Source organism: Acinetobacter indicus, from assembly GCF_009914475.1.
In the GTDB taxonomy this organism is placed as follows: domain Bacteria; phylum Pseudomonadota; class Gammaproteobacteria; order Pseudomonadales; family Moraxellaceae; genus Acinetobacter; species Acinetobacter indicus.
The window spans coordinates 2568285-2584236 of record NZ_CP045198.1; the positions used below are offsets into that span (position 1 = coordinate 2568285).

At 39.0% G+C, this 15952-nt stretch carries 12 protein-coding genes and 3 pseudogenes; 6 read left to right on the forward strand and 9 right to left on the reverse strand.

Features of this window, described 5'->3' with window-relative positions:
• The first annotated feature begins 51 nt into the window (after positions 1–51).
• The 3 genes and pseudogenes from GA693_RS12620 (at position 52) to GA693_RS12630 (ending at position 2260) form a co-directional block, all read left to right on the forward strand.
• Entirely contained in the window at positions 52–1281 is a 1230-nt protein-coding gene (locus tag GA693_RS12620) for an acetamidase/formamidase family protein (RefSeq protein WP_160241758.1), read from the forward strand.
• A gap of 480 nt (positions 1282–1761) precedes the next feature.
• Positions 1762–2075 (forward strand): annotated as a pseudogene (locus tag GA693_RS12625) (aconitase family protein); the annotation flags it as partial.
• Between the two features lie 14 nt (positions 2076–2089).
• Entirely contained in the window at positions 2090–2260 is a 171-nt protein-coding gene (locus GA693_RS12630) for a hypothetical protein (RefSeq protein WP_160241757.1), read from the forward strand.
• Positions 2261–2389: 129 nt separating this feature from the next.
• Here the strand turns inward: GA693_RS12630 and GA693_RS14920 are convergent.
• The 5 genes and pseudogenes from GA693_RS14920 to GA693_RS12655 form a co-directional block, all read right to left on the reverse strand.
• Positions 2390–3376, reverse strand: a pseudogene (locus GA693_RS14920) (site-specific integrase); the annotation flags it as partial.
• A 61-nt stretch (positions 3377–3437) separates the two neighbouring features.
• A protein-coding gene (locus GA693_RS12640; protein WP_223155595.1) for an IS3-like element ISAba14 family transposase occupies positions 3438–4570 on the reverse strand; the annotation gives its coding sequence in 2 pieces (ribosomal slippage) (positions 3438–4318 and positions 4318–4570; 1134 coding nt in all).
• 85 nt (positions 4571–4655) lie between these two features.
• A pseudogene (locus GA693_RS12645) lies at positions 4656–6908 on the reverse strand (site-specific integrase); the annotation flags it as partial.
• On the reverse strand, positions 6892–9165 hold the full coding sequence (locus GA693_RS12650; RefSeq protein ID WP_160241756.1) for a hypothetical protein: 2274 nt from the start codon (positions 9163–9165) through the stop codon (positions 6892–6894). The pseudogene GA693_RS12645 and the gene GA693_RS12650, both read right to left, overlap by 17 nt.
• Positions 9165–9839 (reverse strand): hypothetical protein, encoded by a 675-nt coding sequence (locus GA693_RS12655; RefSeq protein ID WP_160241755.1) that lies wholly within the window; start codon positions 9837–9839, stop codon positions 9165–9167. The genes GA693_RS12650 and GA693_RS12655 overlap by 1 nt, the downstream gene beginning before the upstream one ends.
• A 333-nt stretch (positions 9840–10172) precedes the next feature.
• On the opposite strand from GA693_RS12655, the gene xseA reads away from it, so the two are divergent.
• On the forward strand, positions 10173–11438 hold the full coding sequence (xseA, locus tag GA693_RS12660) for an exodeoxyribonuclease VII large subunit (RefSeq protein ID WP_016658934.1): 1266 nt from the start codon (positions 10173–10175) through the stop codon (positions 11436–11438).
• On the forward strand, positions 11428–11622 hold the full coding sequence (gene xseB / locus GA693_RS12665) for an exodeoxyribonuclease VII small subunit (protein WP_005180690.1): 195 nt from the start codon (positions 11428–11430) through the stop codon (positions 11620–11622). Before xseA ends, xseB begins: the two co-directional genes overlap by 11 nt.
• Before the next feature lie 179 nt (positions 11623–11801).
• Here the strand turns inward: xseB and GA693_RS12670 are convergent, their stop codons facing one another.
• From GA693_RS12670 to GA693_RS12680, 3 genes are all read right to left on the reverse strand, one after another.
• Positions 11802–12011 carry a hypothetical protein gene (locus GA693_RS12670; RefSeq protein ID WP_016658935.1) on the reverse strand — a complete coding sequence of 70 codons (210 nt, stop codon included), beginning with the start codon at positions 12009–12011 and terminating at the stop codon, positions 11802–11804.
• Positions 12012–12169: 158 nt separating this feature from the next.
• Entirely contained in the window at positions 12170–13468 is a 1299-nt protein-coding gene (locus tag GA693_RS12675; RefSeq protein WP_016658936.1) for a Y-family DNA polymerase, read from the reverse strand.
• Positions 13465–14037, reverse strand: a complete 573-nt coding sequence (locus GA693_RS12680) for a LexA family protein (protein ID WP_160241754.1) — start codon at positions 14035–14037, stop codon at positions 13465–13467. Before GA693_RS12680 ends, GA693_RS12675 begins: the two co-directional genes overlap by 4 nt.
• A 693-nt stretch (positions 14038–14730) precedes the next feature.
• Here GA693_RS12680 and GA693_RS12685 point away from each other — a divergent pair.
• On the forward strand, positions 14731–15195 hold the full coding sequence (locus tag GA693_RS12685; RefSeq protein ID WP_160241753.1) for a hypothetical protein: 465 nt from the start codon (positions 14731–14733) through the stop codon (positions 15193–15195).
• Positions 15196–15418: 223 nt separating this feature from the next.
• On the opposite strand, the gene GA693_RS12690 is transcribed toward GA693_RS12685, so the two are convergent.
• Positions 15419–15940 (reverse strand): hypothetical protein, encoded by a 522-nt coding sequence (locus GA693_RS12690; protein WP_160241752.1) that lies wholly within the window; start codon positions 15938–15940, stop codon positions 15419–15421.
• Between the last annotated feature and the right edge of the window lie 12 nt (positions 15941–15952).

Sequence of the window (15952 nt, forward strand, 5' to 3'; positions counted from 1 at the left end):
TTGGGATTGCATGAAGTTAGCTTGCATTAATTTTTCATGGAATTTGAACATATGTTAAAACCTTTAGCTTTGTCTCTTGTTGTTGCATCAAGCTTTTCTTTTATTTCTGCACATGCGGCAACTGAAGATTTTAAAATTTTAAAACAGCTTGAAAGTCAACCAACCTTACTCAAAAGTGGGGAATATAAAGGGAATTATTATGTTCCAAGCACCTTGAATACAATCACTTGGGGCTATTTACCTAACAAAGATGCCAAACCTGTGTTGACCATTCCATCAGGCAGCACTATTACCTTTGATACAGTTTCGCATGAAGGCTTGCTTGAAGACCAAGGGCGTGATGCTGAAAAGTATTTCACTTCTAAAGGTGTGAAACCTCAGCATATTTTGCCTGAAGCGAAACTGATTACAGGTTCTAAGTTAGAGCACGATTTCCATAAAGATGGTCCACATATTATTACCGGACCTGTCTATGTCAAAGATGCAATGCCAGGTGATATTTTAAAAGTCGAGATTTTAAAAGTTGAGCCACGTGTGCCCTATGGTGTGATTTCAAACCGTCATGGTAAAGGCACATTGCCTGAGTTTCCTAAGCGTCAAAAGCATGATCATGCATCGCCTGCAAACCCAGAAGCCTATGGCAATGTTTCCATCTTTACTCCAATTGAAAAGAATAAAGAGGGTATTTGGGAAGGCGTTTTAAAAACCGAGTCAGGCAAAGCAATTCGTTTCCCATTGAATCCATTTATGGGCACGATGGGCGTTGCACCAAATACGAGCGCCCCTGTGCATTCTGTGCCACCATCGTTCTATGGCGGTAACATTGATATTAATGATTTAACCGCAGGTGCAACGGCTTACTATCCAGTTCAAGTACCGGGTGCGTTGTTCTATACGGGTGATAGTCATTTTGTTCAAGGTGATGGTGAGGTTGCATTGACCGCACTTGAAGGTTCTGCACGTGCGACCTTTAAAATTACGGTATTAAAAGCGGGGAGTGACAAAATACCAGGTAAGTCATTAAAGCAGCCTTTGGGTGAAAATGATGAATTTTGGATTACGCCGGGTTTAGATGAAGACCTTGATGAAGCGATGCGTAAGTCGACTCGTGAAGCAGTACGTTTTCTTGTAGATGAATACGGGATTTCAGAAGAAATTGCGTATGCGTACTTAAGTGCTGCAACGGATTTTGAGGTGTCTCAAGTGGTCGATAAAACCAAAGGAATTCACGCGATGATTCGTAAAGCAGATTTTAAGGAGTTTAAGAAAGAAGAAAAATAAATAAAACTTAGAAAAAAAATAGGTTTGTGCTTTTGCCAACTAATTTAGACATTGTTAGTTGGCTTTTTCTTTTGTAATGCTTTGAAAGGGCTTTGTTGCACGAAGATTTCATAACTATATGATTTTAAAAGTTTTGATTATTTTTTAATCCAAAATTAAATTTATTTAAATCAGTTGCTTACATATTTATGAAACAAAGCCTTGCTGAAGTAAAGACTTATTCATTGTAGATAAATTTATTGCTTTTAGGTCCTGTAAGAAACATATTAGTTTCTTTTTTTTTGAAAAGCAATTTATGACTTTATCATTTCGATCTGTAAAAGCCCTTGCTACGTAGTGATCTGAAATCACTCTGAAAATACAGTTAAAATACGCGGTTCAATTTACCTTAATCTCCTTACGGAATTGGCAGCCAGATCTGAATTGTTGGCAACTCTCTAGCAAAATTTCCTCGCAGCCCTGCATTTAGCTGCCTAGTGCAATCCGAGGGATGAACCCGTCTTTACAGATACGCTGGCTTTAGATATGTCGACGGTAGAAGCCAGTCTGGCAGGTCCGAAACGTCCGCAGGATCGTGTGCTATTGTCGCAAGTGCCGAATACCTTTGATGCTTTGATGGATCTGATCTTGAAACCGGTCAAAGAAGAAAAAGAGCGTCTGGAAAATGAAGGAGGGGAGGTGCGGCTGTTGAAGCAAAACACGCCAACCTGTCACATGAAAATGTTTTTTGTATGATTGAGGGTAAAAAATATCCGTTGCAGCATGGTGATGTGGTGATTTCAGCGATTACCTCCTTTCAATTCTAGGTTTGTCAGATGATATTCATCCGCATCAAATACTGGATGTAGAAGTACAACATATCGATGGTACATTTAACCGTTTTCAAGTGTTGTGTCGTATTGATACCTTGAATGAGGTGGAATACTTTAAGGTCTGTGGGATCTTGCACTATGTCCTGCGTAATTTGCTCACTTCCTAAATTAAATGATGAAAGCCCGATACCTACCACAATGCTGGTCAGGTAAGGAATGAGCCCAGAAGCATTTGAGGCAGCTTCAAAATGAGGCTGTCTCGTGTCTAGGATACTTGGAGCAGTCCAGTCGGCGATTTAATCAGTTTCAATAAGTTCCTCTTGGTGGAATACAGTTGTAGGCTTATGTACGGTATCAGGTGACATGTAATCTAATCCATTAAGCTGAATAGGTAGTGGGCGACCAATACATGCTAGATGTAAGCAAAATTTAAATGCAGCAAGAGCATGACCATCTTTTACTGAGTAGAGTTGTAGACGAGGAAACTCTTCTAGAGTCGATGGATGTTTATCTGTTGATGCTTTTGCTAATTTGAAAAGTTGAGGCTGTTGTTTAGCATCTAACTTTGTTTGCAAATCTTGTCCAAGTAAGTGCCAAAATTTGGCAGGAAATAAAGCCTTAACTTGGGAGTAAAAATGTTCGAGTTGATCGATATTCTTCCAGCGATAATGGATACCGGTATGTGATGCGGTCACTCGATTTAAAAATACATTCAGGACGTATGCAATTTGTATTGGATTTTTACGAGCTATTTTCTGTAGATGTTCAAAAAAATAAGTCACTGCATGAAGCTCTTCAGCGCTATCAAGCATTGCTGGTTTTAAGTGGGTTGAGCTATCAATACTAAATAAACGCGGATTCCCTTTTTTTGATTTAATGTTTGCTAAATTTAGGGCATTTTCATACCAATAATTGACGAGTTCTTCTGGTAAGCACATACGTTGAGCTGCACTTTTAGGATCGTTAGTGGTCTCCAATATATTGAGCGTTTCATAGAAGCGTTGAAGTGAAATTTTAGAATCTTCTGTTCCAACAAAGAAAGCAAAAAAATCATGGGATTGATCTATTTGTAATGACAGTTCATCTAAAATATCAGTAGCATTACTTTGAAGCCATTTTGTTTGATCGTTCAATAATATAGTTGCTAGAACGGCCTGGTTTTTTTCAAAATTAAAGTCTTTTTCATCATTTGTTATTTTCAAATTTTTAAACGTTGCATTGTGGCCCATAATTTTTTTAGCCAATTCATTAGGCATATCTGGATGATGTTTTAGTAGTTTTTGAGAGGTGGTCCCACTTGTTTGAACAACTAAAAGCGTATTTATAAGTGATATTCCGCTCTAGTTAAGCCACCTTGTTTTGTTGGGGTAGCTGATCATAGTAAAACTCATTTGGTGTCATTTTGTCTAGACTCGAATGAGGTCGTTTCAAATTATAAAACTCAAAATATGCACTTAATTGCTTTTTCGCATCTGTGACACTGCTATAAGCTTTGAGATACACCTCTTCATATTTAACGCTCCGCCATAATCGTTCAACCATCACATTATCTACCCATCGACCTTTACCATCCATACTGATTTGAATGCCATTTGATTTCAATACATCAATAAATGCATCACTGGTAAACTGGCTGCCTTGGTCTGTATTAAATATTTCAGGTCGACCATATTTTTCAATCGCTTCATTTAAAGCCGAAATACAAAAATCCACCTCCATACTAATCGATACCCTATGCGCAAGTACCTTGCGGCTATGCCAATCAATCACAGCACATAAATAAACAAAGCCTTTTGCCATAGGGATATACGTTATATCCGTAGACCACACTTGATTACTGCGCTGAATAGCCAACCCTTTGAGCAGATATGGATATTTACGGTGAGCTTGATTAGCCTGGCTTAAATTTGGTTTGCAATATAACGCCTGAATACCCATTTTCTTCATTAAAGTACGTGTATGACGTCGTCCTATATGATGTCCTTGACGATTCAACAAATCACGCATCATACGACTGCCTGCAAAAGGATATTGCATATGTAATTCATCAATACATCGCATCAGCTTCAGATCTGATGCACTCACAGGTTTTGGGCGATAGTAATAACAACCACGGGAGACTTTCAGCAGCTTAGCTTGCTTAGATACTGAAATCTGAAGTGAGTCGTCGATTAACTTTTGTGGTTGAAGCGGCCCAGTTTCTTCAACACACCTTCTAAAAAATCAATTTCTAATGCCTGCTCACCGATTTTTGCATGTAGTTTTTTTAGATCGATGGGTGGTTCTGTTGGAGCTTTTGATTGATCGAAAGCTTGCGAGGAAGCTGAGATCAATTGATTTTTCCAGTCAATAATTTGGTTTTGATGAACATCAAACTCAGCACTCAATTCAGCAAGTGTTTTTTCTGCTTTAATCGCAGCAAGTGCTACCTTAGCTTTAAAATCATTTGAATGATTTCTTCTTGGTCTACGTGCCATAAAATACTCCATATATTGATGTTTATAACATCATTTGAGGAGCAGAATATCACTTATAGGAGTTGTTCAAATTTACGGATCCATCTCTTTGACCAGCTATGAGATAACTTAAATGAATATAGCTTTTGAATGTTTCAACTGGCTCTATATGTCCTAAGAGATGTGCAATAACAAACCAATGGTTTTGTCCATGTTGATTTTGAAGTAGCTCAGCTCGAATTTTTTGATATTCGTTTTCGCTATAGTCAGTTAGCTTTTGCACTAGTGGTGCATATTCACAGTTCAGTAAAAGCGATAAATGATTCGCTGCAGTGTGACGAAAAGAGTGAAAGGAGTAATGATGCCCTTTAAAGATCTGATTTAATATCAGTTTTAGGGGTACGGTGACAGTGTGTTTATTCAGTTTTTTATTTTCATTCAAGTTGCTGAATAAATATAAACTTTTCTTATTTTCTAAGCGTTTTTCAACAACAAAATCGCTAAAGAATTGGTACTCATCATCTTTTAGCAAAGCGTATGCAGGCACAATCCGTTCCGCACTATCCGTTTTGAGCAGATGTTGATTCCCTTGTTTTTTTGAACCATAAGGTTGAACCCAGATAGAAAATTGATTTAAACCCTCGATATCTTTTACACGTAACCCGAGTATTTCGTTAATACGCATACCAGTACGGTAAGCCAAAATATAAATAATTTTTAATAATTTATAGTGATGGTCTGAGATGGATTGGTCATGTAAGAGCTGATTTAACTTCTTTAATATGACCTGGAAGGCTGTATGACCAATGATGCGTGCACGAGGTCTACTTTGCGATGCAATAAATTCAAGTTCGAAATCTTCTGCTTGAAAAACAATTTGTTGAAAGGTGTGAAAGCGTTTCAACATCCGGATTGTTTGGTCTTTAGATTTTTTAAACTCAGGTCGATCTGCTTCATCAGCAAGTCGTGTATTGCTAATGATTTGTTGATAGATTTTGTTCAGCAGATCATTAATGTCATCGTCGGCATCGAAGTATTGTAAGGCATGAGTTAAAAACGGTTCTGCGATCCGGGTGTAATATGTATAGATTGAACTATCTGCGAGTTTTTGATTATCTTGAAATACCTTCGTGTACTGAGTTGTATCAAAATCAAAGGTGGCTGATAATTTTTTTATTTGCTCTGAACTTGGTAGATAGAGACTGATGAGCCACAAAATAATACGTTTAGAAAACTCATTAAACTGCTCTTGGTGACGCAGGCAAAAATCAATAATGAGTTCAGCAATAGGTTGGTCCGTTGATGATGTGCGAATTATTTTCAGCAAGTTTTTATGAATAAATATCACATTCTCTACTGCTTCAGACGTATTGAGATCTGGTAGGACTTTGGCTGTAGAAGAGACATTTCGTTCGATTTCATCACTTAATTGAGTTTTAAATTTTGGGAATGCAAAGTTTTCAAACTCATGTTCTGATAAACCACACGTGAGTGTGTTTTCTAACAAACATTGTGAAAGGGCAGGATCAACATCTGCATTCTGCAGTTGTAGCCAATTAAAATTGGCGTAGTCACGTAAAAACTTAAAAGTCTTTTTGGTGTATGGATGTTTTATTTTTTGAAAAATGAGGTGCAGATACGCATTCACGTCTAGACTGATGTCACGAATTTGTCTTGTATTGAAGTGAATGAGCCAGAGTCGTGTGAGTTGATCTGGAACAAAATTACGTGATTTTCGTATTGTTTTTTCATCAACAAATAGATCGCCATAGCTTCGAGAAAGTGGCTCTAAAAAGATGATATTAAAATCGCAAATTTTTTGGATTTTTTCAGGGTTTTTTAAATGTTCGAGCAAAGCATTTAATGAAGCTGTTTGATTTAATCCACCGTATAACATTGAGCAAAGCAGAATATTCCCAATAATTTCATCATCAGAAAAAGCGGAACTATCTTGAGCAAGAATCCAGTAATCCCACAGTTTTTCGAGGATGATGTCAATTTCATGACCGGCTTGGATCCAATCTAGGGTGAAAATTGGTTCATCGCGTTTCATCTCAAAGGTAAGATAAGGTAGTGGGAGGTCTAGGTTATTACTTTTATTGAGGTCTTTGATATATGTTCGGAAGAATTCATGAGCATATTTTTTCCAGGCAAGATTCGGTGCTTTATGTTTAATAAACTCATAAATTGCAGGATAAGCTTGAATTAAGTCTTCATTTGAGAATTTTTGTTCATCAAAGTATTGTCGGAGCTCTTGTTCTGCATTAGCTCGTATGTCCTTTTTAGGCTCATCTCGTTTGAATTGACGTCTGTCTTCAGCATAGCGTTTTTCTGAGATTTTTTTATTGCGTGATGACATGATCTTCAACACCTGTAATTTTAAAATATGTTTTCATTTGCTCTAAAACATCTGCAATTTTAGAAAATTGTGAGAGCGATAAACTGGAAAATGGATGTGCTGCTTCTTGTTGCATGAGCTCATGCCCAAATAGAGCTAAAATTTCAGGTTCAGAAAATTTATGAGTCAAAAATGCACGAGCTGTGTGGCGATGCCAATTTTCATGAGCAAGTCCTAATTCAGGATGGAAATTTTTGACTGTAGAATGACTTAGTGGTTTCCACTCATCATCTTGGATGATTCCCAAAAGGGGCAGCTTACTTGCTTCTATTTGTTGTATAGCATCACTTAAAGCTGGATGACTCATCATGATTTGAATCGAAAAATATTCTAAAAATTTAAGGAATTTTTTTATCTCTTCAACTAAAAATGAACAAAGTGGGATTAAACGTCCGAATCCATTGCGACCGCCTGCTTCTTTGTCAGAAACCATCAAAATTTGGCGTTTTAAATTAAAGCTTTTAAGAAATCCAGGGAATTCAGCAACGGGGCGTGCTGCTGTAAAAAGAAGCAGGATATGCCACATCCAGATGTTGTAGTGGTTGTATATAGCAATCAGATCGTCTTCAGCTTGTGAAAAAATATTAAACTTCAATACAGCAAAAATCTCTGTAATGATCTGTGGTTTTGGAGCTTTACGACTACCAAAATGAATTATTGAATCAGGGGGCGAAGGTACACAACTTTCATATGTGCTTGCTATATCTGCACAAAGTGATTTTAGAATATCAACATATTGTGCATGTAATCGTGGAATATTCTGATGACAATAAGAAATAGATGATGACTGATTGGCATCAATCCCTGTGATTAAATCTGCGAGTTGTTTATTCCCTGTTTTTGCAAGAACCGTATGATGCAGTAGAGAACTCACCTTTACGACAGACAGTTTTGGAATCAATAATTCTTGTCTTAATTTGCGTAAATATTGCTGTATATCATCGAAACTAACCGAATCCATTTTGCGGAGATCCTCAATGAATAGATTCGGGATTGGAATGTCTAAATAGATCGTCTGATTAAGCAAGCTGTCTGAATACTCAAAATCTCGGTTTTCAAATACATTAAATTTACTGTTTAAGAAGAATTGATCATTTTTATTGATCATTTTTTGGCGGTTATTTAAGTTTTTAGCTCGCTTGCTTTGTATATATAGCCACTCATTCACACTATTACCGGTCAAAAATGCGAGCATTAGAATCAAAGCACTTTTATTTTGATGTTCAGAGTAGTCCACATGAAGTCTTTTCAGTAGATGGTTCACGCTAGATGGATTCGGAAAAAAACTACTCGACGTGAGTAAATGTTCTTTGCGTTGAATATGTTTTGCAACAAGCGGTAGAACATAGCTTTGACTCGTTTCTGAATGTGCTGCGAGTGGTGTGACGTCAGTTGGATTGACAACAATTTGCCGATTAATCGGCTCATCAATTAAGGTTTCTATATTCAGTGCTTTAGATTTAGCCCCTTTTTTGATTTCGATACTTTCTTCAATGAATTGTTCTTCATCAAGAAACTGATGTTGAAGTTGTGTATCGATACTTGCACGTGCAATCTTCGCTTTGTTTTTTAAAACGTAGTTAAAAGTAATGCGAATATCATTGAGTAGATTGCGATCAAACTCCGGCAATTCATCCGTATCTAATGTGATCAGATGTTGAATAAATTGTTCTAAGCTCTGTGTTGGATCTTGAAGATAGGTACTCCAGAGACGTTGATACTCTTCTGTATTTTGATATTTTTTTTCAGTATCTAAATTTTTATTTGCAGTCCTAAAGCGCTGGAATAAGCGCTTTACGGTATTGAAGTGTTCTGTGTGTGCTTGTTTAAAAAGCTCTGGTTTAAGCTCAGGAAGAGCAATTAAATAAATTGCCGCTTTTAAAACTAGAATATTCCAATGTTGCGCATGAGTTTTTGACTCAGATAATTGCGCAATTGAATTGATGTATGACGTAATGGGTAAATCACTAATCTTAACCTTTTTCGTGAAAGCGATTACCAGAGGTGTCGGCAGCTGTGAATCAAACTCTACATCGATATCAAAGTAATCGAGATTAAGACCAACCAAAAAATTGTCAGTCTGTTGAGAAGACAATAGTTTAACTACAAAGTTGATATGTTGCGTACGTTCAAATTGCTCATCACCAAACAGTTTTTCTAGTGTTTTTTGCAGTGAAATAACTGGCAAATCAATATGCTCGTTTAGATCGTTCCACACTATGATCTCCAAATTTTTTCTGTACTTAGGCAACTATCAGAGTGATCAATGAGTTCTTTTACACATCTGCTGTTGAGTGATAATTCATTAAAAATATGTGTGCGCTGTTGATTAATATTTTTAATCCGCTGATTCAGTTGATTTCGAGAACATGCAAGTAGTTGTGCTAGCAGTTCCAGACTCATTTGATGATGTGGTTTTAAAGATGATCCTTTGTTAAGAGTTAATAGTGTTTGACGTGAAAGATGTGTATTAATCAAGTGCAATGTTTTTCGTGGGTTCAAAGTCTTAATGTCAAATTTTGTAGATTTGATGAATTGAATAAATTCACGACTGCATAACTCCATCAGAAATGCTAACTCATCATCTGAAAAAGATTGTTGATTGTGAATAATTAAAGTGACTTCATTAATATCTTGCTTTAAATAGCTAAGATATAAGTGAATATTATTGAAAATGGAGTAGCCATCAAATTCTGAAGTTTTCCACACATGGAGTTCTTTTATGCGATTAGAAATATCTAAATCTGCAGTGAGATTTTTAAACATATTTAAGTAGCATAAGTTGAAACCATACGCTTGTGGATGAATGGTGATTCTGCTTTTTTTGAAATTTTTTAGAGTACTTATCTGTGTTGCTGGAAACTTCAAAAGTAGTTCAGATGTCAGATCCATGTGTGCTATTGAATAAAAATAATACAGCAATATTCACGTATATTTAGAGTTTTTGAATATGGCAGGAGGTATCATTTTTTCCTTGTTTTTAAAGTTTATTTATTATTGAAAGTTTCAAATTTTCCTCCTCGATTAGATACTCACTATTAGTTAGCTATATTTGTGAGTGGCTTTGTTGCACAAAGATTTCATAACCATATGATTTTAAAAGTTTTGATTGTTTTTGATCCAAAATTAAATTTATTTAAATCAGATGCTTACATATTTATGCAACAAAGCCAATGAAAGCTGTTATTTTGTAGGATCAAATGACCGCATTCCGTATTTTCTTTCATGTCAGAAACCCAACTCAGTCTCAGTGAATACCTGACCACCGTACAGGAAGTCATCCAGCTGACTTTCGATGAAGCGGTATGGGTCAAAGCCGAGATCCGTAATCTCAGCATCAAAGGCGGGCATTACTATCTGGAACTGGCAGAGAAAGATGAAGACAGCCATAAAGTGATTGCCAGCTGTAAAGGCACCCTGTGGAAATTCACCGCACAAAAAATCGTGTTAAGGTTTGAACGGGAAAGCGGCATTGAACTGTCCAGAGACTTGAATGTCCTGATCAAGGTCAAAGCCAAATTTGATCCGCAATATGGTTTCTCCGTCAATATTGAAGATATCGACTCCAGCTTCACCTTAGGTGACATTGCCAAACGCTATCAGCAGATCCTGCAGCGCCTGACCCAGGAAGGCCTGCTCAATAACAACAAACAGCTACCGGCACCTTTTGATTTGCAGAACGTACTGGTCATCGCCCCGGAAAATGCCGCCGGGCTGGGAGACTTTAAAAAAGATGCCGATGCCCTGGCTCAGGCGGGTGTCTGCCACTTCGTTTATCATTCAGCCACCTTCCAGGGCAATACTGCCCCAACCAGCATCATGCAGGCTCTGGCCAGTGCACTCAGGCAGTGGGCTCAAGATTACCAGACCGCTCCCGACCTAATTGTGATCATCCGTGGGGGTGGAGCAGTGAATGATCTGGCGTACCTGAACGACTATGATCTGGCTGCACTGTTGTGTAAAAGAACAGTGCCGATCTGGGTGGGCATTGGCCACGAGAAAGACCGCACCATTCTGGATGAAATCGCGCATCGCTCCTTTGATACCCCAAGTAAAGTCATCGCCGGGATCCGTAACCTGATTGTCGAACGGGTCAATGAAGCCAGTACTGCGCTGCAAACCATCAAACTGCTGTCCCAGCATCAGCTGACCGCCTATCAAAGCCAGAATGACCAGTATCTGAAAACCATCCAAACCCTGGCACAAAGCCAGCTCAATGATGCGCAGCGTAGCGTTGATCTGCTGAAAAGCGATACCCAGTATTTTGCCCAGCAACAGCTGCGGCAGGCTGTACAGCAGACCGAATCCCTGATGCGGGAAACCTTGCTACAGAACCCACGAAACGTGATGGCTAAAGGCTATGCGATTGTCCGCAGTCAGGGCAAAGCCATCCGCTCAGTGCAACAAATCACTGGCCAGCAACTCCAGATCGAACTCCAGGATGGCATGATTGATGCCACCGTGACACAGGTAAATACACATGAACAATGAAGAACTCAGTTTCAAACAGGGCTACGAGATTCTGAAGAAGAATGCCGAACTGCTGGAATCGCAGGAAGAACCGGATATTGATAACCTGATGGCGATCGTTGAAGAATCCATGACCGCCTACAAAGCCTGCAAATCAAGGATTGAGGCGGTTCAGCAGGCGCTCAATGACACCTTTAAGGAATAGAAAAAAAGCCTAAGGACCATAAAAACGCTTTGTCTGTTCAGTACGTATTCCTGTACTTAACTGTATAAAACCATGTGTTAGGTACAAAAATATGGACTTAACGATAACGATCAAACCGGATCTGAGCACTCGACCGATTGAACAGGAGAATACCGTCCGTTACTGCAATCCATGCCGGTCTACCTATCAGTGTTTTGAATCTCGTGAAAAACCCCGTGTTCATCTACCTGCATGTGTGGAATCGGGGTATGGGTCAGTTCTGCGATCGCAATCAGGTTTGCGGACATTTGCTTGCCCAATAACGCTCTAGCTTCCGTTACTTTGTCAGAAACTTCACTGGCTTGAGCTGATTCTTCTACAGGGATTTCGTCCTTTGTTGTTTTAGCCATGCGATTTAAGCCTCCTGAGTTGCTTGCAATATGATGAGCTCAATGTTTTACCATAGCGATATGAGTATCTTCCCAGCAGCGATCCGTCCGCAATAGGGGGGCTGGATAGATGTCCGGTTGTTAATTGTCACCTGTTTAACCTAAAAAGGGGTGTTGGCTTAATGGGTAATTTTCAATAATCCCTGCCAGCTGAAATAGTTCTGGGTCAGATGTGTCCGGTTCATCGACCATTTCCGCTGTGGTAAATAACACGATCCCACTGCCAGTTTAGTCTTGCCATATCTGGCTTGCACGGCTTCTAAAGCCTGCATCAGCTGTTCGTTGCTTTCACGCTGGCGATGGTCTGTAAGCAGATCAGGCACATAGCGGGTCTTGCTGACCAGACCGGTCAGAATCACCCCACATTTTTTATACTTTACCTCTGGCTTATAGATGCCTTGCAGTAACTGCATCGCAGCATGAATCAGATCAAGTACACAGTCCGTGGGTTCCGGGAATTCAAAGGCCAACGATTTGCTGTAATACGCTGTGTTTTGATCAAAGGGATTGGATTGCACAAAAGCAATGATACAGCCACACAGCGAGGCATCCGCACGCAAGCGCATGACTGCATCTTGCACATACTTACCCATGGCTTCTTTCAGATCATCCAGCTCAGTAATCCGTTCTCCAAAGGAGCGGCTAGCCACAATCTGCTGCTTGGGTGCAGGAGCATCCTCCAGTTGCAAACAGGAGATGCCCTGTAATTCCAGCACCGTGCGCTGCATCAGCACTGAAAACAAACTTCCCATGCGATGCGCATCCTGCATGGCCAGATCCAGTACCGAATGGATGCCCATCTGGTTCAGCTTTTTGACCAGCTTACGTCCCACACCCCAGACTTCACCCACCTCAATTCCAGCATACAGCGTTTCCTGATCCAGATAATCCAGCTCCAGCACATTGCATACGCCTGCAAAGCCAGGCCATTTCTTGGCAAGGTGATTGGCTAGCTTGGCTTCGGTCTTGCTGCGACCAATCCCGATGGATACCGGCAACCCGATCCAGTCCCAGATCCGCTGTTTCATCTCTCTGGCATAGCGGGTCAAGTCAAAATGCTGTGCATAACTGGTTAAATCCAGAAAACATTCATCAATCGAATAGATTTCCTGTTCATGCGGAGCCACATAACCGGCCAAAATCGAATGGAAGCGATTGGACATTTCCGCATACAGGGCATAGTTGCTCGACAGCACCACCACTTGATGCTGCCGGACAATGTCCTGAACCTGAAACAACGGAACACCCATCTTGATGCCCAGGGCTTTGGCCTCATTACTGCGGGCCACTGCACAACCATCATTATTGCTCAGCACAATCACTGGACGGTGATTCAGGCTGGGATTAAACACCCGTTCACAACTGACATAACAGTTGTTGATGTCGATCAGGGCATAAATCCGCTCGGGGCTGTTCATCTGAACTTCTTGATGACACTGGTGACTACACCCCAGATCAGCAGGGTCTGACCGTCTTTCAAATGGATATCCGCATAATCCGGGTTTTCCGCCTGTAACCAGTGTTTGTCGCCTTCAATCATCAGTCGTTTGATGGTGAAATCATTGTCGATCAGGGCCAGAACAATATCACCATGCTTGGGCTCAATACTGCGGTCCACGATCAGCTTGTCCTTCAGATCAATCCCGGCATCGCGCATGGAAAGCGATTCCACCTCAACGATAAAGGTAGCCTGCTGGTTCTGGATCAGGAACTCGTTCAGATCCAGGGTCTTGTCGATATAGTCTTGGGCTGGGGAAGGGAAACCTGCAGCCACCTTTTGCAAGGCAACCGGAATCTCATAATGTGTTCTGGCTTCAACCGGAGTAATCGAAGCAACATCATTGCGGGCTGGTTTTTTTATCTGATCCAGATACTGCCTGATCTCCAGTACACGGGCTTCGGGAACCCGGATCACTTTGGTTGGGCCTTCATGAACTGGTTTGCGACCAGCACCTTCACGGGCACCACCATGCTGAAATTCATCCATTTTACTTGTTCATCTTGATTGTGTAACATAATCAAGATGGTAAAACAGCAGTGGAAAAAAACAACTCCATTCGTCGGATTGTGTTCTGAATATCTATCTCACCAGAAGGTGGTTATAGATTACTTAGAGCAATCAAACTTGAGCTAAAAATTATTTGCAGCCCAAGCTGTTGAGGTTCAACTTCTACTGCAGAAGGTTTAAATCAAACCTGAGGGAACATGCCACGTGCATAAGAAAAAGGGCACTGTTGCAAATAACCACTAATGGCTGCTTAACCTCTACTTTTAACTTCGGTTATTTATGGGAGGATTACCCAATGATGTTGGTTGTTGCAGCATAAGTTGAAGGGAAAGTCCTTATATATAGTCCAGTGCTTTTGCTTTTGTGTTAGGGATGTTGGCTTTGCTCGATACGAATGTATCGACCCGAAGGGCAACTAGCCCGACCTGTGAAGGAACGCTCACATCTTTATTTTTTTGTGATTTATGTTATATTCCTTTCAGAAATTAGTGCTGTAGTTTATTTTTTAGCCCGATCATCCCTGGTCGGGTTTTTTTATACTTAAAAATAGCTAAGAACTTTTAAAAAAGTCATATTTCGCTTGGAACAATATTTTAAATAAAAGTACAATTAATTGTCTAATTTTAGATACTTTTTTATTAAATATTTCTATAAACCAACTGGTAATATAAAGTGATTAAAGCTCTAAAGTATGCATTAGCATCATCAATTTTACTAATTTCAACAACACAAACTTATGCAAAAGACGAATGTTCAATTGATTTTACAACTAATCAATCACTGATTAGAACAATCAAAGAGAAAGGTTTCGTATTTGAAAATTATGATAAGGTCTGCAAATTATTACGTTCGGCAAATGCATCAGTTGACATAGTCTCTATGTCACAAATTTCTCCGTATCAAACTACTGCCGCAGTAAATGTTAGATTAAAAGCTAAAGAATATGAGGCTCAAGGAATTAATGTTTATTCTGAACACCAAAGCTGGATACGTTACGAACAAGAGCGAACAACACTAATTCAAGAAAATGCTGCTTACATTGTAACTATGGCAGCACTAAATGCAATAAGTCAAAATTCAGTAGATGAATTAAATAAACAGCGTGCAGCTTTAAAAAACTACAAAGCTAAAAAGTAGGAAAATGATTGGCATAAAGTATCAAATATGCCTATAAAACGTCCGAAATAGCGTGGAACATAAAAAAGCCTAGAACTGAAATAGAACTAGGCTTACTAACTTACTGATAAGTATAAATTATAGGTTATGCATTTCGTATAATATCCATTATGTTAAATAGAGGCTTATGGATGTTTATATCGTATAAGGTTATTTCGGTTTTGCACAAAGATAAAAAATCTAATTATTTTGAATATCCTGTTTGATTTGCTTTTACCATGTGGATATAAGGATTTTTATTCCATTTCTCAGCATGTGAATAGATTACACAAATTTGATTACTTGCTTCGTGTATCTGATTTTTATATCTAAAATAAGGTAATCCATTCAAACGTTGTTGCTTATTAACTAAATCAAAGGTTTCTATTCCTCTACGCTGCGGAATATAAATATTTTCGACTTGACCGCACATCTCTTTTTGCTGTGCTGATTGATTAATATCTTGTGCTATTGTTACGCCTGTCGAAATTCCAGCAAAGAGTAATAATAAAAAAAATAACCAATTTATCGAAAGTGGTAGTACATCATTTATGTGTTTTCTGAACAAAGCAAATAGTAATGTAAATCCTGAAATCAGTGCACAAGATAAGGCCAATTCGTATTCATTGGTAAATAAGAACAAAATACTTAAAATAGCAGAAAAAATTCCGGTCCATACATTGTCTTTAATTGTTAGTGGTCTTAATCTTTCTTTTTTAACTAACATTTTAATCCTAAA

Coding starts and splice junctions, on each gene's coding strand:
- GA693_RS12620 (WP_160241758.1), top strand. CDS start 52: ATGTTAAAACCTTTAGCTTTGTCTCTTGTTGTTGCATCAAGCTTTTCT.
- GA693_RS12655 (WP_160241755.1), bottom strand. CDS start 9,839: ATGGATCTGACATCTGAACTACTTTTGAAGTTTCCAGCAACACAGATA.
- xseA (WP_016658934.1), top strand. CDS start 10,173: ATGTCAGAAACCCAACTCAGTCTCAGTGAATACCTGACCACCGTACAG.
- xseB (WP_005180690.1), top strand. CDS start 11,428: ATGAACAATGAAGAACTCAGTTTCAAACAGGGCTACGAGATTCTGAAG.
- GA693_RS12670 (WP_016658935.1), bottom strand. CDS start 12,011: ATGGCTAAAACAACAAAGGACGAAATCCCTGTAGAAGAATCAGCTCAA.
- GA693_RS12675 (WP_016658936.1), bottom strand. CDS start 13,468: ATGAACAGCCCCGAGCGGATTTATGCCCTGATCGACATCAACAACTGT.
- GA693_RS12680 (WP_160241754.1), bottom strand. CDS start 14,037: ATGGATGAATTTCAGCATGGTGGTGCCCGTGAAGGTGCTGGTCGCAAA.
- GA693_RS12690 (WP_160241752.1), bottom strand. CDS start 15,940: ATGTTAGTTAAAAAAGAAAGATTAAGACCACTAACAATTAAAGACAAT.